The sequence below is a fragment of the bacterium genome (assembly GCA_029210965.1).
In the GTDB taxonomy this organism is placed as follows: Bacteria; BMS3Abin14; BMS3Abin14; order BMS3Abin14; family BMS3Abin14; genus JALHUC01.
Genome location: JARGFZ010000013.1, coordinates 1 through 22,515 on the forward strand (window position 1 = coordinate 1; position 22,515 = coordinate 22,515).

Annotated in this window: 17 protein-coding genes; 4 read left to right on the forward strand and 13 right to left on the reverse strand. The window is 51.9% G+C overall.

The window, feature by feature from the left end; genetic code table 11:
• Positions 1 to 1,099, forward strand: a 1,099-nt coding sequence (locus P1S59_07025; protein MDF1526003.1) for a HEAT repeat domain-containing protein, incomplete at its 5' end; no start/stop codon positions are given.
• 103 nt (positions 1,100 to 1,202) lie between these two features.
• Here the strand turns inward: P1S59_07025 and P1S59_07030 are convergent.
• The 3 genes from P1S59_07030 to P1S59_07040 all read right to left on the reverse strand — a co-directional run bounded on the left by P1S59_07030 (position 1,203) and on the right by P1S59_07040 (position 2,913).
• Positions 1,203 to 1,646: a cyclic nucleotide-binding domain-containing protein gene (locus P1S59_07030; GenBank protein ID MDF1526004.1), complete on the reverse strand. Its 444-nt coding sequence runs from the start codon at positions 1,644 to 1,646 to the stop codon at positions 1,203 to 1,205.
• Positions 1,647 to 1,762: 116 nt separating this feature from the next.
• Positions 1,763 to 2,278 (reverse strand): gamma carbonic anhydrase family protein, encoded by a 516-nt coding sequence (locus P1S59_07035; GenBank protein ID MDF1526005.1) that lies wholly within the window; start codon positions 2,276 to 2,278, stop codon positions 1,763 to 1,765.
• Between the two features lie 89 nt (positions 2,279 to 2,367).
• Positions 2,368 to 2,913, reverse strand: a complete 546-nt coding sequence (locus P1S59_07040) for an HDIG domain-containing protein (protein ID MDF1526006.1) — start codon at positions 2,911 to 2,913, stop codon at positions 2,368 to 2,370.
• Between the two features lie 519 nt (positions 2,914 to 3,432).
• Between P1S59_07040 and P1S59_07045 the strand changes: the two genes are divergently transcribed.
• The 3 genes from P1S59_07045 to P1S59_07055 all read left to right on the forward strand — a co-directional run bounded on the left by P1S59_07045 (position 3,433) and on the right by P1S59_07055 (position 8,386).
• Positions 3,433 to 5,400 (forward strand): PBP1A family penicillin-binding protein, encoded by a 1,968-nt coding sequence (locus tag P1S59_07045; protein MDF1526007.1) that lies wholly within the window; start codon positions 3,433 to 3,435, stop codon positions 5,398 to 5,400.
• A 149-nt stretch (positions 5,401 to 5,549) separates the two neighbouring features.
• Entirely contained in the window at positions 5,550 to 7,913 is a 2,364-nt protein-coding gene (locus tag P1S59_07050; protein ID MDF1526008.1) for a cytochrome c3 family protein, read from the forward strand.
• Complete coding sequence (locus P1S59_07055) at positions 7,910 to 8,386, forward strand: multiheme c-type cytochrome (protein ID MDF1526009.1); 477 nt, start codon at positions 7,910 to 7,912, stop codon at positions 8,384 to 8,386. The genes P1S59_07050 and P1S59_07055 overlap by 4 nt, the downstream gene beginning before the upstream one ends.
• Before the next feature lie 240 nt (positions 8,387 to 8,626).
• Here the strand turns inward: P1S59_07055 and P1S59_07060 are convergent, their stop codons facing one another.
• From P1S59_07060 to P1S59_07105, 10 genes are all read right to left on the reverse strand, one after another.
• On the reverse strand, positions 8,627 to 9,376 hold the full coding sequence (locus tag P1S59_07060; protein ID MDF1526010.1) for a FecR family protein: 750 nt from the start codon (positions 9,374 to 9,376) through the stop codon (positions 8,627 to 8,629).
• A gap of 411 nt (positions 9,377 to 9,787) precedes the next feature.
• Positions 9,788 to 11,482, reverse strand: coding sequence for a CHASE2 domain-containing protein (locus P1S59_07065; protein MDF1526011.1), 1,695 nt, complete (start codon positions 11,480 to 11,482; stop codon positions 9,788 to 9,790).
• A gap of 3 nt (positions 11,483 to 11,485) precedes the next feature.
• Complete coding sequence (locus P1S59_07070) at positions 11,486 to 11,692, reverse strand: hypothetical protein (protein MDF1526012.1); 207 nt, start codon at positions 11,690 to 11,692, stop codon at positions 11,486 to 11,488.
• Between the two features lie 110 nt (positions 11,693 to 11,802).
• Positions 11,803 to 12,714: a hypothetical protein gene (locus P1S59_07075; protein ID MDF1526013.1), complete on the reverse strand. Its 912-nt coding sequence runs from the start codon at positions 12,712 to 12,714 to the stop codon at positions 11,803 to 11,805.
• 187 nt (positions 12,715 to 12,901) lie between these two features.
• Positions 12,902 to 16,033 carry an efflux RND transporter permease subunit gene (locus tag P1S59_07080; GenBank protein ID MDF1526014.1) on the reverse strand — a complete coding sequence of 1,044 codons (3,132 nt, stop codon included), beginning with the start codon at positions 16,031 to 16,033 and terminating at the stop codon, positions 12,902 to 12,904.
• Between the two features lie 16 nt (positions 16,034 to 16,049).
• Positions 16,050 to 17,156 (reverse strand): efflux RND transporter periplasmic adaptor subunit, encoded by a 1,107-nt coding sequence (locus tag P1S59_07085; protein MDF1526015.1) that lies wholly within the window; start codon positions 17,154 to 17,156, stop codon positions 16,050 to 16,052.
• A gap of 17 nt (positions 17,157 to 17,173) precedes the next feature.
• Complete coding sequence (locus P1S59_07090) at positions 17,174 to 18,517, reverse strand: TolC family protein (protein ID MDF1526016.1); 1,344 nt, start codon at positions 18,515 to 18,517, stop codon at positions 17,174 to 17,176.
• Entirely contained in the window at positions 18,507 to 19,133 is a 627-nt protein-coding gene (locus P1S59_07095; protein ID MDF1526017.1) for a TetR/AcrR family transcriptional regulator, read from the reverse strand. Before P1S59_07095 ends, P1S59_07090 begins: the two co-directional genes overlap by 11 nt.
• Positions 19,134 to 19,771: 638 nt before the next feature.
• A complete protein-coding gene (locus P1S59_07100) occupies positions 19,772 to 20,725 on the reverse strand; it encodes a hypothetical protein (GenBank protein MDF1526018.1) in 954 nt (317 codons plus the stop codon).
• A 301-nt stretch (positions 20,726 to 21,026) separates the two neighbouring features.
• Entirely contained in the window at positions 21,027 to 22,136 is a 1,110-nt protein-coding gene (locus tag P1S59_07105) for an aminopeptidase (GenBank protein MDF1526019.1), read from the reverse strand.
• Positions 22,137 to 22,515: the final 379 nt, after the last annotated feature.

A 22,515-nucleotide genomic window follows, 5' to 3' on the forward strand; every position in this document is an offset into this window, starting at 1 on the left:
TAAGGAAAGGGAAAACGACGCTTTTCCCTTTCCGTGGAGCGAAAAGTCCCGGATTGGACTTTTTGCGACTCTATCAAATTTGAGATATGAGATATATTCGCCCATGAGACTCACAATCAAACTCATATTAATATTATTGGCAATAACCCTTTCCCTCCCCTTCCCGGCTGGGGCTGCGGACCCCAACGGCGAGCCCCTACCCTACCCGGAATCTCTTCTTGAAGACCTGAAATCCAAAGATGACTCTACCCGTCTTTCTGCCATCCAGGCCATCAAACCTTTCCGTGAGACCCGCTCCCTCCCCTTACTTCTCGCTATTGTCATGGAGGATCCAAACAGGCAGGTTCGTCTTCAGGCAGTTGGTGCCTTGTGGAACAGGGGTGACAGCAAAGCGGCAAAGATTCTGGAAAAGGTTCTTGTGCTGGACAAGGATGAAGATGTCAGATTGGCAAGCGCTGGAGCTCTGGGGGACGTGGGGATAAAGTCCACATCTTCTATTTTCCTGGTCAACACTGTTCAGTCAAGCAAGGACTATGCACTGATCGCAAGATGCCTCAGAAGCCTGGGGAAACTGGGAGACCATTCCTCCACCAATACCGTTTCCGGTTTTCTTTCTCAGCAATACCCATCAGAGGTCAGGGGTACGGCCGCGGAGGCCCTTGGTTTAATGGGAGCAGAGAATAAAGTGGGCGCTTTGATAGATACCCTGGAAAAAGACCCCGACAACACGGTTCGTTCTATCGCTGCACAGGCCCTTGGAAGAATCGCATCCGGTAACGCCACCGAACCTCTGGTGCGTATCCTCCTTTTCGATAGTTCCGATATCGTAAGATACCAAAGCGCAGAAGCCCTGGGTCAATTGCGGATGACCTCTTCCATTTACGACGCATTTATTGAAGGCCTGAAAGATCCGGATAAAAGAGTCCGCTACACGTGTCTTGTATACGTATCTGGAAGGCTCAAAAAAGAGGATACCGGTGCGGTGGCTGAGCTCCTGTCAGATGAAAGGAAAGGGATCAGAGAGCTTTCCCACCAGACCCTCAGCCGCCGGGGGATAGTTATGGAAAGGATCGGGGATAGGTATAGGCTGGTTGAGTGAGCGATGGTATGGGAGTAATGGGTAATGGGTAATGGGAAAAAGTCTGAACTATCAACTGAAAAACAGAACTCCTGACCCTCTTCCCCCTTACCCTTTCCCGCAGTTAAAGGTTTTCCTTCAGCATCTTCTCCACAGCCTTAATGGACGGCCACAAGCTTCCAACGATCCCGCCAAAGACCTTAAGAGCGATTGCGGGCTCCTCCTTGGCGAACCGGTCAAAATCCTCCCTGATAATAACCAGAACCTGGGCCTCTTTTATGACTTTGGCTGCCACACAAGTGAGGTGTGGTGGTGCCAGGAGGGACCACTCTCCAAATGTGTCCCCTTCACCGAGGATCAGTTCCTGTCCGTTATCAACTCCGCCTGTCATGACAGCAACCTGCCCCCTCTCAATCAGGTAGAACTTGTCGCTCTTCATATTCTCAGCCACGAGAACAGTGCCCTGAATGTAGTCTTCTTCACTGACAATCCTTGAGAACAGGGCTAACTCCCGGTCGCTGAGAGAGGAAAATATCGCACTTTGTTTAAGCGGTTTGATTTTGGCCATTATTGGCTCCAGTAGTTAGTGATCCGTGATCCGTTATTAGTATTGCGTAACACGCATACCTGTAAACCTGAAAATGCCAAATGACTACACTTGATATTTTAATTTAACTTATAATTCTATATATTTGACTTTAAATAACTATTTTTAAGATTAACATAGTGTTGAGCTGTGAGGAGGATGCGCTGGGTCTCCTCCTCCCTAACCGGTCGTACAACCCTCGCCGGGATTCCCATGGCAAGGTGTCCACCGGGTATCCTGGCACCTTCCGTTACAAGCGCCCCTGCTGCCACAACGGATCCGGAACCGATGGAAGCTCCGTCTAATACTGCAGCACCAATACCGATGAGGCAATCATCGCCTATAGTGCAACCGTGGATAATGGCTCCGTGTCCAACTGAAACTCTATCGCCAATGGTAAGTGGAAACCTGTCTGTGGTGACATGGAGTTTGCCTCCATCCTGAATATTGGTACCGGAACCTATGCGGATCCAGTTAACATCACCACGGACAACAACACCGAACCAGAAGCTCGCATCGTCGCCTGTTTCAACGTCACCGATAATTGTAGCGGAAGGCGCAATAAAAACGTCACTGCCAAAGACAGGTTTTTTTTCAAGGTGGGGGAAAATCATCAAATCAGTCCAGAGTCCAAAGTTCTGAGTTCAGGGTTCTGAGTTCTGAGTAAAGCTCTGCACTCTGATCTCTGAACTCTGAACTGCCTTTAAAGTCCTATCTCATCAGCGATACCCTTAATCGCTTCAAGGCTCAACTCCAGGAACTCCTCCAACTCCATATCGAGCTCTTCACAGGACCTGATCTGATCTCTGTCGGCACCCCTGGCAAATTGCTTTTCCTTGAAACGTTTTTTCAGGCTCTTGAGCTTGACCAGTTCCAGTTTTTTCTCGGGGCGGATCATTGCTGCCGCCGCAATCAGTCCCGTAACCGGATCGGCACAATAGAGAGCCTTGTCTAGTAAGGTAACCCTTTCCCTGTGCCCGGCATGGGCAACAACTGCATCAAGGATCTCTTCCGGGACCCCTTTTTCCCTCAGGATCTCCGAAGTCACATATCCATGCCGGGGAAAATTGTTTACGGTCTCATCGTAATCAAGATCATGAACCAGTCCTGCCAGACCCCAATAGTCGGGATCCTGATCGAAGCGCCGGGCAAGAGCCCGCATAACCGCTTCGGTGGAAAGCATATGATTACGCAGGTTCGGTTCGGTTACCAGTTCAAAAACAAGATCCAGAGCTTCCTGGTGTTCCATGGGGCCTCCCTGAAAGAAGATCTCAGATCTCAAATCTCAGATCTCAAAAGTTGTATCTGCATTCATCTGTATACACCACGTTGGTATTTTTAACACAACAAGGGATTGATCTGCAAAAAGTTCCTCTTAAGCGATCAGAGCTTTAACGCAGGGTGACGCAGAGCGGCCGATTATGGCCGCACCGCAGAATTACGCAGGGTAGACCTGGGACTTGGGGTTAAGCACAGTTGCTATAAAGGCGATGTTTTTCACCACAGAGGAAAATGTGGGCACTGAGAAAACCTGAAAAAGGTTAAATGATTGTCATTCCGGGTCCTCGTTTCACTCTGCCCGGAATGACGTTTATCGGTACAAACACAGGTCTTTCCCCGTGTCTCCGCGTGGCCGCGTCTCCGTGTCCTATCTTCACCCATCACCTCGGTGTCACCCATCACCTCGGTTTCCACAATGAGGCGAGCGTGTTAAAGTTCGTGGATAAGGACTCAGGAACCAGTAATCAGAAAGGCCAGTACCCACTATATGCCGCTATCAAGCAAATACAAATTATGGATCGGCCTCTCCGTCCTTGGAGCCCTCACAATTGGGGTCTTTCTGGGGACTCTTCTTGCTATTACCCAGGACCTGCCCCAGGTGGAGAGCCTCCAGACTTTTGAACCCTCCTCTGTAACAAGGATCCTGGCTGATGATGGAAGACCTGTACGTTCCTTCTTTGTGGAACGTCGCATCCCCATTTCCATCCATGAGATCCCTGACAACCTTATAAAAGCTGTCGTTGCGGTGGAGGATGCGCGGTTCTATAAGCACTTCGGACTTGACCTGAGAGGGATACTTAGAGCCCTGTGGAGAGACGTCACCTCCCTGCGGGTGGTTGAAGGGGGCAGTACTTTAACCCAGCAGCTCTCCAAGGTCCTGTTCCTGACCCCTGAAAAAACTCTCATAAGAAAAATAAAGGAAGCCTTTCTGGCCATAAACATCGAGCGCAGATACTCAAAGGAAGAGATCCTCTCCCTGTACCTGAACCAGATCTACCTGGGGGAGGGCGCATACGGTGTTGAAGCTGCCGCAAGAACATATTTCGGTAAGCATGCTCAGGAACTGACCCTCGCAGAGAGCGCCCTGATTGCCGGCCTGCCCCGCTCACCGGCCTTATATTCCCCCATAAACCATCCTGAAAGGGCAAGGCAGAGGATGAGGACCGTCCTCGATCGGCTGCTAACTGAAGGCTACATCACTCAAAAAGACCATGATGAAGCTGCTCAAACCGGCTTTTCTCTTTCCCCAACCCCCTCACCGGAGGATCCTGCACCCTATTTCACCGAGATAATAAGACAGGAACTGGAAGAAAAACTTGGTGCCAACCTGCTCTATCGGGGCGGGATTGTGATCGAATCAACACTGAACCTGGACCTGCAAAGGTCTGCCACGGAAGCGGTCAAAAGGGGAATTGCCGCTTATGAGGCAAGGCAGCCTGGAAAGACCGGGACACCTCCTGTCCAGGCCTCTTTCATCGCCCTGGCCCCTGCCAGTGGAGAGGTTAAGGCACTCGTAGGGGGACGGGATTTCACCTCTTCACCCTACAACCGCGCCACACAGGCAAGACGCCAGCCTGGCTCAGCGTTCAAACCGGTTATTTATGCGGCCGCACTGGTCGCAGGTTTTCCTCCCACCACCCAATTGAATGACGAACCTTTTGAGATTGAAATAAAAGGATCTCCTCCCTACGTTCCGGTGAACTATTCCGGGCACTACAGCGGTTCGGTTACATTGCGTTCAGCTTTGGAAAGATCGCTGAACGCTGCCTCCGTGGATCTTCTCATAAAGCTGGGATACCAGCCTGTTATGGATATGGCCCGGAGACTGGGTATTCGTTCTGAACTGAAGCCATACCCCACCCTGGCTCTGGGTGTTTTTGATGTAAGCCTGCAGGAGATGGTGTCTGCCTATGGAATATTTGCCAACCGAGGAATTCTTGTGAGCCCCAGGTATATAAGACGTGTCCTGAACCGGCAGGGACAGGTTTTCTGGGAGCCCCCACTTCAACTTTCAGATGCTCTGTCACCCGAGGTTGCCTATCTCACGACCAACGTTTTGGAGGGTGTTATCCAGCGCGGGACAGGAAAAAGAGCTGCTGTTCTGGGCCTGCCCCTGGCCGGAAAAACCGGGACAACGGATGATTACAAAGATGCCTGGTTCATCGGCTACACCCCTGACCTTGCTGCCGGGGCCTGGATGGGTTTTGACAAATCCGCCAGACTGGGAAATGGAGAAACCGGATCAAGGGCGGCCCTTCCCATCTGGATGACCTTTATGAAAAAAGCCATACAGGAAATACCTCCGTATGAGTTTGAGATCCCCTCCGGGATCGAGATCGTAGAGGTGGATCCGGACTCGGGAATGCTGGCCGGGCCGAGGTGCGTCAAGCGCATCACCGAGGTGTTTCTCGAGGGGACGGCCCCGGAAGAAGTGTGTGGGATTCATCCTGATTGAGGATTGAAACTTCCGGATTCAGAATTTAAACAGCATGATCCGAGAATCCCTAATCCTCAATTCTAAATGCGCAATTCAGGTCCGGTAGGACCTGAACTGTAGAACCTGAACTGTTGACACCGGAACCCTGCCGTTATAATCATGTCAGGATGCCCTGTCCCAGATTTCACATCCTGATATTCTTCATCACCCTGCCCTTGCTGCTCCTGGCTTCGACGGCCAACGGCCAGTACCGCCATAAAACCCTCTTCGAGGACAGGTTCGTTCATAAACCTGTGGCTAATCAGGATTGTACTGTGTGCCACGACAACCATTTTCCTGAAGCTCCCATGCAGATTTCCAAAGCGGTTCCGGAGCTTTGCTTTAAATGCCACAAGGATCCCGGAAAAGGGAAAAAGACCGTTCACAAGCCCTTGAATGAAGGCAAAAAGTGTCTCTCCTGCCACTATCCCCACTCAGCGCCCGCCAGGGGCCTCCTGAAGGCCAAATCACCAGGATTGTGTGTCGGATGTCATACCGGCAAGAAAAACGGCCTGCACGGGACATCACGGCTTGCCGGGGATTGTCAGCTGTGTCACGACCCCCATGCATCCGACTCCTCAAGCCTTCTCAAGGCAGTCTCCATCGGACAGTGCGATGCCTGCCACAAAAACGTAGACAAACAAACCTATAAACACTCTGCTCTCGAGGAATATGAGTGCCAGGAGTGTCACAACCCTCATACGTCTCCTCCCGAAGAAACCACTGCCTGCGAGGAATGTCATGATGACAAATCATCAGGAGCCAATGTCCACCCAGCCCTGGAGGACGGCTGCAATTCATGTCACCAGCCCCACTCCGGGACCTATCCGAACCAGTTGAATATACCGATCCTGGACCTTTGCCTCCAATGTCACAGCGAAATGAACTCAGGCAGGCACGGAAAACTCCAGGTCGGAACAGACTGTGTCCGGTGCCACGATCCCCACTCCACCCGGGGCCGCGGATTGCTTAAACAAGCAGCTCTTGCAGCCCCCTGTGGGTTCTGCCACGTGGATATCATCAAGGCCAAAAACCAGCACACACCGGTACGGGATACGAAATGCCAGCGATGCCATGATCCCCACTCCCCCACTTTCGGGGATACACTTGTCTGCCTGGACTGCCACACAGGGATAATGGACGGCAGATACGATCACCCCCCGGCCGAGGAGGACTGTGCCAACTGCCACGACACCCACGGCTCGGACCTTGGAAACCATCTCATCGACAGTGTTCCGGCCCTCTGCCTGAAGTGCCATCCGGAGCTGAAGGGAGGCAAACATAACAGGGTTACCCTTGGAACCGATTGCCAACGCTGTCATAACCCCCACAGCTCCCTTCTGCCAGGAATGCTCACCATCGTCAAAGAAGCCGCCACATGCGAGTCGTGTCATCAGGGTAAAAAACCGGGTCCCATCGTTCATACACCCATACTTGAATCGGACTGCGACGAATGCCACGACCCTCACTCCGACTCGCCGGGCGAGACGATCCCCTGTGTCGACTGCCACGAATCGCTGCTGGACGGTGAATTCGTGCATGAGGCTGCTGAAGATGATTGTTCCAACTGTCACGAAACCCATTCAGGCCAGCTGGGCAAACTCCTGAAAGGGATGATCCCGGCCATATGTCTCGATTGCCACGATGACAAGGCAGAAGGCAAACATGGAAGCACGTTACTCAGTACCGATTGCGGCGGATGCCACGAACCCCACTCCTCCTCCCGTAAGAAACTGCTCAGGGAGTCAGGGGATCGGTCCTGCTCCGATTGCCATAAAAATATGACCAAAGCCAAATACCTGCACTCTGCTTTGGAAGAGTACCCCTGCAGCCACTGCCACAATCCCCACACCGATCCCCCCGAAATGCCCCCCCTTCAGTGTCGGAAGTGCCATCTTGACCTCGCGGACCAGAGTGCCGCCCACGGCGCCCCCTCCTACGGAAGGTGTATTGAATGCCATGATCCCCACGGGTCGGAATCCCCATCCCTTTTGAAGGAAAAGGGATCAGTCCCGGCTGGTGACTGTCTTGAATGTCACAAAGATGTTCGAAGAAACATTGAAAATGCCAGATACCTGCATGAGCCTGCTGCAGAGGGAGGTTGCTCCGACTGTCACACCGTTCACAAAGGAGTTTCTCCCTTTACAGTAGAACGGTTCGATCGCAAAAAGAACGTCCCCTATGACCCTGCCTCCTACTCACTGTGCTTTCAGTGCCACGCAAGTAGCCTGGTAAACGTTAAGTTCACTGACACAGACACGGCTTTCAGAGACAAAAGATGGAACCTCCACAACCTGCACGTGGTCAGGGACGGTGAGAGAGGTTTTTCCTGCTGGGTCTGCCACAGCTCCCACGCCTCCAGACAACCGCACCTCATCAGTATGGAGGTACCGTTTAACAAGGTCTACAACCTCAAAATTGAGTATCAATCCACTGATAACGGCGGGCAATGCAGAACCAACTGCCACAGCGTCCGGGAGTATTCCAGATGAGGAAAACTCGCTGCATCAGGCTTGGGCTCGTAGACGTGAATCTGGTCCTGGACCTTGTTAAAGGCGCTGTACTGATCCTATGCCTGGGTCTAGGTCCAGGTCTGGTTTTTAGTGTGTCCGCCATGGCGGCAGAACCAGTCTACATGGGAGCCAAGTTCTGCAGAACCTGCCACTCCTCTGCCGACAAGGACAGATATCACCGGTGGCTCGAATCCAGGCACGCCAACACTTTTAATGCATTAAAGGGAGCCGAGATGACCGACTCCAGATGTCTTTCCTGCCACACGACCGGGTATGGTCAGACAATTTCGGAAAAAAGTGCCAGAAAGGATCTCAGGGGAGTGCAGTGTGAAGCCTGTCATGGACCGGGAAGCCTTTACAAATCAATGATAGTGATGAAGGACCCGGAACTGGCGAGAGCTAAAGGACTGTGGGATGTCACACGGGAGGTGTGTTTGAAGTGCCACAAGTAGAAAGATCAAATAAGAATGTGGAATGTAGAATAAGATCAAAAGCTTATTGTCACCAAAATCCGCCGATCTCTATTCAAATATGAAATAAGGGATTTGGAATCCGGAATTCCCTATCCGCCAGCCCAAGGTTGTGCTTGTCATGCAGCCCTTAAAGCCTGAAAGTTGATGACTTCACAAAAAGTCATCAATGCGCCCCGCGCGGGGCGCCCAAATCAATGACTCACTCCGTAAGTCATTGATTTATTCGGATGAACCTGATTTTTCAGCTCCCCTTTTCCGGACACCCTTGTTTGCCGGATTGGCGTTGTAATCAGCAGGGAACCCCTTGCCGTCCAGACTCGGGGGTATATTTTTGCGGTAATTATCGAGGGTCAATTCAGGATCGAACTTCAGCAGCTTCCTGAAGTCGGTGCGTTTCTCCACACGAACCGCATTCCCGGCCAACAGTTCCACCTGTGAACTCTCAGATCTCTCCAGGTCTGACACCCGGACAACACCCCGGTAAACGTTGACGGAAGTTCCTCCTTCCAGGTAGCTTACCGTGAACATTGTTCCTTTGACGCCCCCCTGAATGTTTTTTGTCCTGAACTCGAACCCACGCTCGACCCCGAGAGGATTGATATCAAATAATGTCTTACCCTCCTCGATGATGACCTTCTGGATATCCTTCTTCCTGTCCTGAGCTCCGATGGAAGGGATGGCCAATACCGTGGTCTCGTAGAGTTCGATTATTCCGCTGGCGAATTCGATCCTGGCAAATCCACCTTTCTCCGTCCTGAGGATATCCCCGGCAAGGAGCAGCATTCCCCTCTCAGCTGGCTCCCAGATGGAGTACTTCGCGCCCTTAACCATGACCGAGCCTCTGGTTTCCCTTATCTGCGGATGATAAGCCTGCCCTGGCTCCTCACTGCTGGACATAGCCCAGAGAATTCCAGGGAGGCTAAAGACGATACTTACAGCCAACACCATTTTTCCGCCAAAAATTCTCATGACTATCACCCCATGACCTTTTTTAATAAATGGTACTTGGTCAAAGGAAAAACAGCAATAAATACCAAGTCTGACATAGAGTAACAAATCTGTAACCTGTTGTTATCCCTGAAGTTTACAGAATAATTGGCAGATCATTCCTGATAAATATATGAATTATAGGAATTTTTTCCAGGTGTACTATGAAAAATTATCAGGGTCGAACCTTGTGTTTTCCAGTTCTAACCCTCGGCAGAGGGCGCGATACATCTAAAGAAAAGGTCCAAAAGATCCGGATCGATGGGTCCCTGAACCTTTTCGGAGTAAATCCACGGCGTTTTCGACGCCAAGGGGGTTCCTGTAGGGCCTGAAACCCACCAGCGCTTCGTAAACCTCCATGATGGAGAAGATTCGTGCCAGAAGAGGAATTTCTTAGCCTTTGAGCCCGTCGGGGTACCCTGTGCCGTCAAATCGCTCATGGTGGTGCCTGATGATCATCTTCACCTCAGGGGGAAAGGGAAGGCCGCTGACGATATCGCTGCCGATGACGGGGTGCCCCTTTATGATCTCATACTCCTCCTCAGACAGCTTTATTTCCTTGGCGAGGATCTTGTCCGGGACTCCGATTTTGCCTATGTCGTGCAGGAGAGCCCCCACGTGAAGGGATTCGATCTGCTCCCTCCCAAGACCGCATATCCTGCCGAATTTTTCCAAGTAATCCAGGGAAAGTTCTGAGTGGGCACTGGTGTACTGGTCCTTGGAATCCAGTGCCCGTGAGATGGCTCTGATGGTGTTGACGTACAGATCTTTGACCCTCAGGTCCAGGGAAAGGGATTCCATAAAATACGCCGTCTGTGTGGCGAAAGACAAAAGCAACCGTACATCTTCATCTTCGGCACCTACAGCCTTGCGCGACTCGGCGTACAGAACGCCAAGGGTCGTTCTGACCGTGCCTATGGGAACCAGAATGGCTGTACTCCCCCCTTTTTGTCCCAGGGTTAAACAGACTCCCTTCTCCAGGACCTCCTGGAGGAGTTCAGGGTCAGGCTCCCGGCTCTGGTCACCTATGACAGTACGGACATCAACCGGGGTTCCGGACCCATTTTCCAGAGTAAAGACCTGCAGGGTTGTGAGATCCAGGAGTTGTCCACAGAGGACTAAAGGCACAAAGTGTGACTCCTGTCCCTTCTCCTCGGCCATACGCAGTGCTACTATGCTTAAGAATGCCTCTGTCTTTCCGCGCTCCCTCTCAAGGACGAAATCGACCCTTCTGGCCCTGGCTGTCATCTGCACCGGGTACATGATAAGGCACACCAAAAGAAGGGGCACTGCCTGAATGAACTGCCCTGCCCCAGCGGTGAATACAGCGGTTCCAGTTACCACAGCCAATAAAAACGCCAGGATCAGAGCCCCGCCCTTCCAACTCCTGGTGGCCATAAACCAGCCTGAGACAAGGGAAAGCAGGACGAAGGCGATGATTGCCGAAACGTTCCCCTGCTGCTGATACCATGATCCGTTGAGCACTGTATCCAGAACGGCGACCTGGATGAAAACGTCAGGTATTACCCCAAGAGGCGTGAGCCAGAGATCGTGAAGGTCCGCTGAGGTCGCACCCAGGAGCACTACTCTGTCCTGGAATACGCCTGTCTCGAATTCGCCTTGCAGAACCTTCCGGAAGGGGAGCACTGTGAAAGTTGGCTGAGCCAGCACTTTCATATTAATCAGTGCGCCGGTGGGGATTGCCGTTGACGGAACCGGTTCGATCATCGCCGCCCCGACGGCTCCCAACGGCCTGTAAACCACATCGATGAAATCTATGGAGGGCGGCATCCGCCGTACTACTCCGTCCAGATCCACCCCGAATGTGATACTCCCCAGAGACATGGCAGCGCTCTGCAATGCAGGATAGGGCAAAGACACATTTCGAAGTAAAACGCCGTCATCGGTGATCTTTTCATTCATCTGTGCCGCAAGGACTACCGTGCCGAACTGCTGAACATAACGCGCAAGATCATCGTCCTGTTCCGGATCCGGCCCAATGGATGAAAAATCTATATCCATGAGGACCCCCCTCGCCCCGTCACGGTAGAGGTTCTTCAGAACAGTGATATAATACTCCCTCTGTATAGGCTAACGACCCATTTCCTTTAGGGAGTTCTGGTCCAGTGCCACGACAGTTACCGGAGGTACACTCCCGGGCCCATGTCCCGGCAGGAAGCGGTAGCGAAGGTCTATGGTGAGGAGTTCCATCCTCTCCAGTGTCCCCGCAAGGAACAGACCCGATACAATGAGGGATACGGCCAAAGATATGATAAAAATATTCAGGTGTTTTTTCAAAAAACCCTCCGCTGACCACCACCTCACATCTCATAGCATTATGTGAATCGTGAAGAGTGAACCGTCCCGCCATTGGTGGGATACGCTGTTTAAAGTTCACTGAGTGACGATTACTTCTTTTGCTGCAACTCCATCAGCTCTTTCTCCAGTTCATTCAGTTCCATATTCAATTCTTTTTTCTCCAGTTCCAGTTCCCGCTGCTCGTCCCGCAGCTCATTGATCTCACCTTCCAGATCCCGGGATTCTTCCCTCAAATCTCTGATGTCTTCACGCAGATCGTTTATTTCAAGGTTGAACACACCGATCGCACGGTCAAGATCGGAAATATCAGCGTTTACATCACCGATCCGGTCCTGAGGGGGATTACTCTTCCTGAGCAGTGAATCCCTCTTGTCAAGAAGCTCTTGCCTTTCCGAAGAAAGTTCTGTCCGCTCATCCCTTAATTCATCGATCTGTTCCTGCAGGTCATCGACACGCCTTTTAGTAAGATTCTTTTCCCTTTTGATTTTTTCCTGCAGGGATTGAAGATCCTTTGCCAGACCTACTGATTCCACATCAAGTTCGTTTATCTGTTCTTTCAGATCCACTTTTTCATCTTCCATAAGTTCCAGTCTTCTTTTGCGCCTTTTTTCCCTTAGCTCTACTGTGCGCCCCTGGAACTGTTTTCTTAATTGTGCGGCCTCTTCCGGATCAAGTTTTATGGTGACCACCGGGTCTCCAATTCTTATACGGGCGAACTTTTCCTGGTCAAAAGGCCCGGACCAGAATCTGTCCATCAGGATCTCCTGGGGAAAGAACTCTGCGATCTGAATTCCGGCAGAGTCGATGACGGCAAAGTTCATCTGGGCGCTGATGCCGTCAGCAGATCCCAGTCGAAGAGAGATACTTCTGGATTCCCTGTTGGTGAAGTCGACATTGAGGCCTTCGGTCAGATCGGATGCCTGGACACCGGGGAGGAAAAGTGCCAGGAGAAGAATGGCGGTAGTAATATGGGTAAATTGAAACGATAAAGATATCCGCAAGGTTGTTTCCCTCGCTGAGCTTTTTCCAGTCCTCAAAATAATGGTGAATAGTGACCAGTGAAACGTGAATAGTTTAAGAAGCCCGATGGCCTTGAATTGCTTGACTGTGGTTGTATGCGGTTCATACTGATCACCCTTCACGCTTCAATTTTCATACGACCCTCAGCTTTCGATTCTTAATTTAATCCTACCCTTCCTCCACCGGTTCTCCTTTTCCATAACTCATTATCTTCCTTACAATACCACGAATGGAAAAGGTTTCGCTGATGGAGTAAAGCACCGGCACCACAATAAGGGTAAGAAGTGTGGCGACCGCAAGACCGAAAATAACGGCAACCGCCATGGGCCCCCACCATTGGGCCGATTCTCCGCCGACCTGAAGACTCATGCTCCTGAAATCGAAGCTGATCCCGATGGCCATGGGAGTCAGGCCCAGGATCGTCGTTATGGCAGTGAGCATGACAGGCCGGAATCGGACCGTACCCGCAGTCACCAGGGCATCGTACAACTCCATACCATCCTTCCGCAGGAGGTTGATGTAGTCAATGAGAACGATGGCGTTGTTCACAACGACCCCGGCAAGGGAGATAACCCCTATACCGGTCATGATGATCCCGAAGGGCATACCGGTGATCATAAGACCCATAAATACTCCCATAAGGGAGAGAACAACGGAAGAGATGACGATGAGTGATTGCGCCAGGGAGTTGAACTGTGTGAGCAGGACCAGGAAGATAAGGAATATTGCGATAATGAAAGCCCTGCTCAGGAATTCAGTGGACCGCTGCTGTTCCTCCTGATCACCGGCATAGTTGACCGAATAGCCGGCAGGAAGCTCCAGACTGCTTAGCTTCGACTGCACGTCCTGGAGAATTTCGATGGAACTTCGGCCGGCCGTGTTTCCCGAGATCCTTATCAGGCGTTTCTGGTCCAGGTGCCTTATGGAGCCATACCCGGTCCTCATTTCCACGGTAGCCACCGAGGAGAGAGGAACGGGTTCCCCGGAGGCAGTGGGAATGATCAGGCTCTCGATCTGGGAAAGGGTCTGACGGTTTTTTTCCGGTAGCCTGGCAATGATATCGTACTCATCCTCCCCTTCACGATAATCGCCTATTTTCCAGCCGTTGACGGCGGCCTTGATTGTGTTGGAGATCTCGATAGTGGACAGACCAAGAAGGGCGGCCTTTTCACGATCAACATGAAATGCGATCTCCGGCTTGGCCCTGGAAAGATCGTCCTTAACGTCCACAAGGCCCTGTACGCCCTCAATCAGGTTCTTGGCCACCTCCACCAGTTCGGCCAGGACCTCCACATCGGCTCCGATAAATTCGATCTCCACCGGGGCTCCAACGGGCGGTCCCATTTTTTCCTTGGCCACCTTGATGTCAGCTCCGGTGATGTTACTGAGCATCTCACGCATGCGGTCCACTGCGATGATGGAACTTTCACTGCGCTCTTCCCGCTCCACAAACTCAACAGAGACGGTGGCACTCCTCGAGTCACCCCCCTCGCCGGACTCGGAAGCCACTCCCACCTCCCCGGTCATGTACCTGATATCCTTTTCACCCCCGATGATCGACTCCACCTCCAGGGCAAACCCGTTTGTGGTATCAAGGTTGGTGCCCTGGGGGGCCTCAACCTGAACCAGGGCACGGTTTGGGTCGGTTTCCGGAAAGAGCTCCACCTCTGGGTCCGAGGCTATGTAGGCACCGATCGTTCCGAAAAGCATCGCTATGGAAATGACCACGACCGCGAGCTTGCTCAGCCAGCTTTTCAGAGTCAGCTGTAGTGTCTTCCGGTACCCGCGGATGAGAATGGGGTAACCCCTGTCTTTTTTACGGCGTCCGGGACGGGCCCTCATGGTGGATGCCGCCACCACGGGGTTGATGACAAGGGCAACAAAGAGAGAGCTTGTCAGCACGATGATAAGAGTCCTGGGCAGGTAGCTCATGAACTCCCCCATGATATCGGGCCAGAAAAGCATGGGGCCAAAGGCGCACAGGGTCGTAATGGTAGAAGCGATAACCGGCCAACCCACCTCGGCGGCCGCCGTTTTTGCAGCCTCGACGGGGTCCTTCCCCTCCTCGATGTGGCGGTAAATGTTCTCCACGATGACGATGGCGTTGTCCACCAGCATACCCAGGGCCAGAATGAGGGAGAACAGGACCACCATGTTGAGCGTAATACCCATTGCCTGGAGTATGGTGAACGATATGAAGAAGGAAAAGGGAATGGCCAGGGCCACAATAAAGGAACTTCTGACGCCCAAAAACAGGAACAGTACCGTGAGGACAAGGACAAGGGCCGTGAGGATATTGTTCTCCAGCTCATTCACCATCCGCTGGATATCCTTGGATTCGTTGAGAGTGACCGTAAATTCCACGCCGAGGGGAAGCACAGACCGGGCGGCGTCAAGTATGGCGAACGCATGTTGGGATACATTGATGATGTTCTCACCCGTTCGTTTTTTGATAGACAGGGTAACGCTGGAACGACCGTTCAGCCTCGACACATCGGTCGCATCCTCGAAGGTGTCTCTGATGGTGGCCACATCCTTCAGGTAGATGGGCCTTCCTTCCCGCGCCACGAGAACCAGGTTGTCGATGTCGGACGGGTCGGTGAACTCTCCCGGTACACGAAGCATGTACTTTCCACGACCCAGATCGATACTGCCGCCCGGGACGTTGACATTCTCGCGCTGAACCAGGGATAGGATCTCGGTAAAGCTGAGCTTGTAGGCTGCCATGCGGTCCGGATCGAACTCCACCCGGATCTCCCGCGCACGCACACCTGTGACGTCCACCTCGAGCACCCCTGGAATTTCTTCGAACCGGTCCTCGAACTCCTCCGCGATCTGCTTGAGAACACGTTCGCCCAGATCACCCGATATAGCCACCTTCATGATGGGGAACTCTGAAAGGTTGATCTCGATAATGGCCGGATCGTTTTCCAGGTCGTCAGGCAGATCTCTCTTGGCCTGGTCCACCTTATCCCGGACCTTCTGTAAGGCGTCGTCAATAATCACATCCGGCATGTACTCTACCGTGACCATGGAAGCGCCCTCAGCGCTCACCGATCTTATCTCCTTGACATCTTTTAACGACTTTAACTTCCGCTCCAGGGGAATGGTAATGAGGTTTTCCACATCTTCTGAAGCAGCTCCCTCATAGGTGGTCTGCACAAGGATGATGGGGATCGTTATGTCCGGGTTGGATTCTCTCGGCAAGGTCACATAGGAATAGAGACCGACGATAGAGACAACGATCATCAGAAAGAATACGGTGCTGCGTCGCGATACGGCTGCGTTGGTCAATAACATTGGGTGTTCCCCTCCCCTATTCCTCGATCACTTTTACAGCGCCGCCATCGACCACAAGCTGCTGTCCCTTGGTCACGAGGTGTTCGTTTACCTGGATACCTCCGAACACAACCACCTTCCCGTTTAATATGGGACCAAGACGCACTTGCCGTCTGACAGCTGTACCATCCTCCACTACGAAAACAAACTTCTCACCGTCCTTGTCGATGACCGCGTACAGCGGGACGACAATGACGTCCTCAAGGACCTGGCGGACAAACTTAACCCGGACGATCATTCCGGGCCTCAGGAAATCGTCACTGTTGTCGATCTGGACTTTGGTCCTGTATGTACGGGTCTTCTCGTTGGCAAGGTAGCTGACGAGGATGATCCTTCCTGATCGCCCCACCTCTCCCTTACCGTTGGCTCCCGAGGGGAGAACCACAACCTTCTGTCCCGTCCTCGTATACGGAACGTCCTTCTCGGGTACATCCACAACCACTTTCAATTTGTCGATCTTGACGATAACCGCTGCCGGCGTACCCATATTCCCGTATTCACCGCGATCGACCAGGAGGCGTTCGAGAATACCGTCGATGGGGCTGATTATTGTGCTCCTTTCAAGGGCGATCCTGGTCTCAGTCAGACTTGTATTGGCAGATTGAAACGCCTGATAGACCTCATCTCTTTCCCTTTCGCTAATGAGCTGTTCCTCAAGAAGGGAATCGGCCCGCTCAAGCTGTTTTTTCCTCACATCGTAGTCTGTGCCGTTCCTGGCATGCTGGGAGAGGAGAGACTCCTTGTCTATTCTCAGGATCTCGTCACCGGCCTTCAGGCGGTCACCCTCCCTGGGGCCGATCCATACTATGGGGCCTGGCTGCTCCAGGGACAAGGTGAGGTCCTCCCAGGCTTCCAGCGTCCCCGGGAGGGTGAAGGTTTCCTCAGCATTTTCCGATTGGAGGATCTGAACAGCCACGTTGACCGGTTTTTTCTCAACCTCGGTCACCGTTTCAGGGACAGCTTCCACCTCTGCAGCCTGAGTCTGCATTTTACTTTTCCGGATAGCGACCCCCGCCACCACCAGGACCACGGAAATCAGGATCAGGGCGATGATTAATACAGGTTTTTTCACACCTTTTTTCATTGGGCTGACCTCTCCGTTCATTTCCCCGCTCCGAAGACGCTCAGATCGAGGGATCCAATGGTATACAGGAGGGCGGCCCGGGCCGTCCTCACAAAATATTTATAATTAACTTCCAGATTTTCGGCCTCGGCAAGGCTCTCTTCCGCATCAAGTACTTCCAGGCTGATGGCCGCCCCCAGGTTGAACCGGGTATTTGCCAGTCTGTGGTTCTCCCTTGCCGTGTCCAGATTATCCGCTACCAGCTGTTCCTGTACCTTTAGGGTCTTGAGTGTCAGCCAGGCCTCCTCAATACCCAGTTCAGCGGCATCCACCAGACTGCCGTAGGCCTCCTGGGCCTGCCGGACCCTGGAAAGGGACTCCTCAGTCTGCAATTTGACAAGGCCACCCTGGAAAAAGGGCCAGGTCAGGTTGATCCCAATCTGGCTCTCGGGGGCAAAGGTATCGTCATCTGAATACTGGGTATAGGAACCTGTTATATCTACATCGGGATAACCGTTCCTGCTCGTCAGTTCAGCCTGCTCCTCCGATATCCTGACAAGTTCACAACCCTGAGCCAGGTCCGGGCGATCGCTCATAGCCTGCTTGATCAGGTCAGAAAGGTCCATGTCCTCGGGCCACCTGACATAGGGCGGGATCTGGACGCGAACCGACATGTCGAGGCCTATGAGTTTGGACAGTCTCGCTTTTGCCAGAACTTCCGCCGTCTGGGCCTTAACCCTTTCCAGCTGAACCGAAGACAGGGCTGCCTGGGCAGCGAGAACACTGGTTCGTGGCATATCGCCCAGATCCACACGCGCCTGGGCCTGCCTCAACTGCTCCTGCACCCTCTCCACTCTTTTTTCACTTACCTTGAGGAGGTCCTCGGCAGACAGCAGTTCATTTGATCTGGCTATGAGATCCAAAAGAACGCTCTGCCTGACAAATTCCAGCCCATGCAGGGCCGCGTTCAGGGTGTACTCGGCACCTCTTTTAGCCACCCAGACGCGGCCTCCGTTGTACACGGTCTGGTTGAGGTTGATCCCCCAGTTGCTGCCATCACTCCCTGTGCCATCCGAATAGTTGAGGTCTAAATAACCTGCCGTGGCCGTCAACTTTGGAAAAAGGACCGTAACAGCCTGTTTCTTCAGCAATTCCCCCTGCCTGACACTCTCCTCGGAGCTTCTGATGTCATGGTTGGATTCAAGAGCCATCTCATAAGCTTCCTGGAGGGTTAGCTCCATTACATCCGAAGCGGATAACTCCCCTGTAAATAGGATCGATACAGCAAATATGATCGATAGAGACAGGAACATTTTGAAAACAGCGCTTAGCCCCCTGGAGGGTACAAGAGAAAGTTCACCTGTCCCGGGTCTAGCTGACATGGCTTCTACCTCCTGTATTTTTGAGCTGCTCTTTCTCAGACATTTCCGCGGTACACAAACTCCTGGAGCAGAACTGAACGATCTCGGTATCAAGGTCGGGCAAGGGCAAAAGGCCCTGGGTCTGAATGTGAACAATCCCGCTTAAAAGGATGTGGATCAGAAGGGCCGTGATGTAGGCGGGAACTTCCCTGATACTCCCATCGGCAATACCCCTTTCGATGCACTCCGATTTGATTTCGATGATCTGTCCCATGAGGCCGCAGAAATATTTGTGAAGATCCTTGTCCTCTCTATCCAGGGACCATGTCTCACGGGATGCTACCACGATGGATTCGTAATGTTCTTTCTTAAAGCGCTGGCTGAAATATAAAACCCTTTCAAGCGCTTCCCAGCCGGTGCCGGGTCCAGCCGCGGTCTTCCTGACTCCGCTTATGTATTCCGTAACAAGTTCGTCGCAAATGGAAATGAGTAGTTTCTCTTTACTCTTGAAGTGATGGAAAACCGTGCCCTGGGCAACATCGGCCTGGGACGCTATTTCCGAAACAGCGGTTCGGTTGTAACCTTTGCGAGCAAACAGTTCCGTGGCCGCCTTCAGTATGGCTTCTTTTTTGGACATTTAATTCCCTCCTTTACGGTTCCATATATCACTGACTGACTGGTCAGTCAATATGTTTACGGTAATTTTTGTGCCACGGTGGGAAATATTCCGGATTAAGTGAATTCCATCACGCTAACGCATACCTGGGTTAACCAACGGTTATTATAAAGGGAATGTTTTTTCACCACGGAGGCACCGGGGAAAAAAAGAAGAGCTTGATTTTAAAAAAGGCACCGGTCCTTTAAGTTGAGAAAATCTAAAAGAAGTTAAGCGTTCGTCAATTCGAAAATTTCCACTTCGATACTTGATGGACTCGCAAAAAGTCCAATCCGGGACTTTTCGCTCCACGGAAAGGGAAAAGCGTTGTTTTCCCTTTCCTTACAGATCAATTACTTACGGAGTGAGTCATTGATCCGGGCGCACCGCGCGGGGCGCATTGATGACTTTTTGCGATTCTATCATACTTAGACACCTGAATTCAGTCTTTATCCGCCTTTCTCCCAGGTGGTTTCAGATTTAACCCTGTGTCACCCTGTGAACCCTGTGGTGAAAGCTTTAAGACTTTGGCAGTGATCGGTTTTTAGAAGCAGGACTCATTTGCAGGAATTATTTTCCAGGATGAGCCTAACTTTTTACATTAACAACACACCTTAACTCTATGAAAAGGTGATTCTTTCATCTTCAAAATCAACTTCAAAAACGGGCTCCTTTATCCCGGTGCGGGAGACCGGTTTGGGCTGCGGTATCTTGTTGAACCCCTTTTCTACTGGTATGTACTCCTTGATGAAATGCTTTGCATGATAGATCGTGATGAGCTTTTCCACGGTGAGGATCGCGCCGAAAATTAGCCCCAGGTAAAGTTGGCTAATATCCCGGTCCGGCGACATGAAGTATTGGAGAAGAAAGATGAAGGTGAAGAAAATAAGCACCAGTTCAGTTATTGCATCCCCCACTCCCAGCCACGGGTGCCGGGTGTAGAAATACCCTCCTCCAGGGAGAAAAACAGAATATAGCCTCGCCGCTCCCGGTTCCTTGAACTCGAACCGGCACCGTGGGCAGATAAACTGTTCTCTCGCCAGGGGCGCGACACATTTTGGGCACAAGTGCTGCCTGCCCCCGTGCTGGGAAGAACTGGATGAGGTGATAACCAACCCTTTTAAAAGCTGGACCAACCGTTTGCCGTTCCTTAGCTGGGAAAAGATCTCTTTCGTGCCGTTCTTGTAACGAAAGGTCACCCGGCGCTTGCCTTTAAAGCTCTCGATATCCAGAAACCGGACCTGGGCTACCGAATCGCGGGGCTTAAACCGGTAATTCGATGGAAAGTGCAGCACCCTCCTGTCGGTAAGAACGAGCAGGCACCTCTTGATGTGGTAGATCCACGCACCCGTGGTCAGTTGTTCCACCATCGTGAATGGGGACGCACCCCTCGCGGCTAGGAGTATCTCCTCACCTTCTTCCAGGATGTGCTGCAGATCTTCAACGTAATCCCTGAGGTACTTAAGCTGCTGTTTCTTGATCTTTTCCTGGAACTTGCCTTTGGCGTTGGAAAATGCGATCTCACCTTTTATGGGCAGGTACCGGAAAACATCTTCAAGATTTTTTATTTTCATAAATCCTCCGGAAAATAACAAAATAGTTTTCTAACAGGGATGAAGGGTATAGGGAAAATCAGTGCAGGGTCCAACGTCTAATACCCTCGGTGTTGATCTACTCCCCTTTATCCCTGTTAAATGCCCTGGGTCGAGATTGCCGCGGCCAGTAAATACCAGGGCCTCGCAATGACAGTATTTTAGTCGCTCTCCACCTTCCGCACTATACCTTGATTTCCCTATAGCCTATAGCCCATAGCCTATTGCCCATTGCCTGCTCTCCCCCGTTGGACGTTGGGCATTGGACCTTGGACTGTTTTATTTACCATCCCCTCTTACCATTATCCAGCAGCATCCTTCTCCCCCCTCCCGTCTCCCAGACAGCGACAAGGGTCGCGTCGAAAAGCACGAAATCCTGGTGAAGAGGAGCCTTGACGACACCACCGAAGGTGTGGTTGTCCCCGAAGGCCACATGAACGGTTCCGAGGATCTTTTCCGACTCCAGAACGTTGTCAGGTCTGGTTGCCGCCTGATTAGTGCCGATGCCCAATTCAGCGATATTTGTATTGTTGGGATGGGCAGACAGTAGCTCCTTCAGCCAATTGACCTCATCTGATATGTCCCCATTCACCGACACAACCTTTCCACCCTCGATCGTTACAGTGAGAGGGCTTTTGAACCTTGCCAGGGGACCCCATTCAAGCACCAGGATCCCCTCGGCGGTTCCCTCCACAGGCGCCAGAAAGACCTCTCCAGCAGGCAAATTACCGAACTTGCCATTCCGGGTCAGCATACCATCGTCCGGAGTGACCGGTCTTTCCTTTATCCCCAGAACCAGACGGGTGCCGTTGGGTGAACTTATCTCGCATCTATCCGCTCCCTCAAGAGCCCTGGCCAAAAGGTTGGTGGACACTGCCAACTGTTCCCAATCCACATCCATGGAACCGAAAAACATCTCTCTTTCAAAATTGGGCATGCTGGCGTATCTCACTCCGCATGCCTGATTCAAAAGTTTTCGAAAAGAGGTGTGGCTAGTTGAAAAACGGGTCACAGCCACCACGACAGCGGCTCTGGCACCACCTGAACCCTCTATGATACGCGATGCGCTTTCCAGTGTCCTGAGATCCCCTGCTTTGGATAACAGGGGAGCCAAAAGGCCCTCTGAATCAAGGCGGTCAACGACCTGCTCCCCGAACAGGGTCTCCCAGACCTCCCTGGGCGGCTCCTGTCCGTGTCCCCCTGCCGGATCGAAAATCAATGTCCGGGTGCGAGGGTGCAGCTTTTGGGCAGCTTCCCCGACCTCCTTTGCAAGCTTTCCCCCATCCCCCGCGGAATCACCCAGGATAAGGAGCCGTTCGTCTTCTTGTAGACCCATATTGACAGAAAGGAGGGATTGGACGGCATTTTCGATGGAAGGTTTATCGCTCGACATGATTAATATCCTCGCTTAGATCTCAGATCTTAAATACATAGTCTAAATCAGCCTCACGCCCGTTCGACACGCTTAAAGCGTGACTCGTTAAAAACTAAAATAAGCCACGTAAAACTATATCAAAACAAAGGGTACAACCCTGATTATATATCCCATGATTCTTGCTTCAATTTAGATTTGGCTTTTCTTTGCATCTTGGCGTCTTAACGCGAGGCCGACTTTAGTTCTCTCTTGCGTTCTGTGTTCAACATTGTCAGGGTCGCAAAAAGTCCATTATTGGCTTTTTGCTCCTCGGAAAGTGAAAAGTGTCATTTTCACTTTTCTTACAAATCAATGACTTACACCCGCAGTCATTGATTTGGGTGCCCATACGGGGCGC

Bases quoted from the DNA above. Each gene is read 5' to 3' on its own strand.
- P1S59_07030 (MDF1526004.1), bottom strand. From the start codon at position 1,646: ATGGCCAAAATCAAACCGCTTAAACAAAGTGCGATATTTTCCTCTCTC.
- P1S59_07035 (MDF1526005.1), bottom strand. From the start codon at position 2,278: ATGATTTTCCCCCACCTTGAAAAAAAACCTGTCTTTGGCAGTGACGTT.
- P1S59_07040 (MDF1526006.1), bottom strand. From the start codon at position 2,913: ATGGAACACCAGGAAGCTCTGGATCTTGTTTTTGAACTGGTAACCGAA.
- P1S59_07045 (MDF1526007.1), top strand. From the start codon at position 3,433: ATGCCGCTATCAAGCAAATACAAATTATGGATCGGCCTCTCCGTCCTT.
- P1S59_07050 (MDF1526008.1), top strand. From the start codon at position 5,550: ATGCCCTGTCCCAGATTTCACATCCTGATATTCTTCATCACCCTGCCC.
- P1S59_07055 (MDF1526009.1), top strand. From the start codon at position 7,910: ATGAGGAAAACTCGCTGCATCAGGCTTGGGCTCGTAGACGTGAATCTG.
- P1S59_07060 (MDF1526010.1), bottom strand. From the start codon at position 9,376: ATGAGAATTTTTGGCGGAAAAATGGTGTTGGCTGTAAGTATCGTCTTT.
- P1S59_07080 (MDF1526014.1), bottom strand. From the start codon at position 16,033: ATGTTATTGACCAACGCAGCCGTATCGCGACGCAGCACCGTATTCTTT.
- P1S59_07085 (MDF1526015.1), bottom strand. From the start codon at position 17,156: ATGAAAAAAGGTGTGAAAAAACCTGTATTAATCATCGCCCTGATCCTG.
- P1S59_07090 (MDF1526016.1), bottom strand. From the start codon at position 18,517: ATGTCAGCTAGACCCGGGACAGGTGAACTTTCTCTTGTACCCTCCAGG.
- P1S59_07095 (MDF1526017.1), bottom strand. From the start codon at position 19,133: ATGTCCAAAAAAGAAGCCATACTGAAGGCGGCCACGGAACTGTTTGCT.
- P1S59_07100 (MDF1526018.1), bottom strand. From the start codon at position 20,725: ATGAAAATAAAAAATCTTGAAGATGTTTTCCGGTACCTGCCCATAAAA.
- P1S59_07105 (MDF1526019.1), bottom strand. From the start codon at position 22,136: ATGTCGAGCGATAAACCTTCCATCGAAAATGCCGTCCAATCCCTCCTT.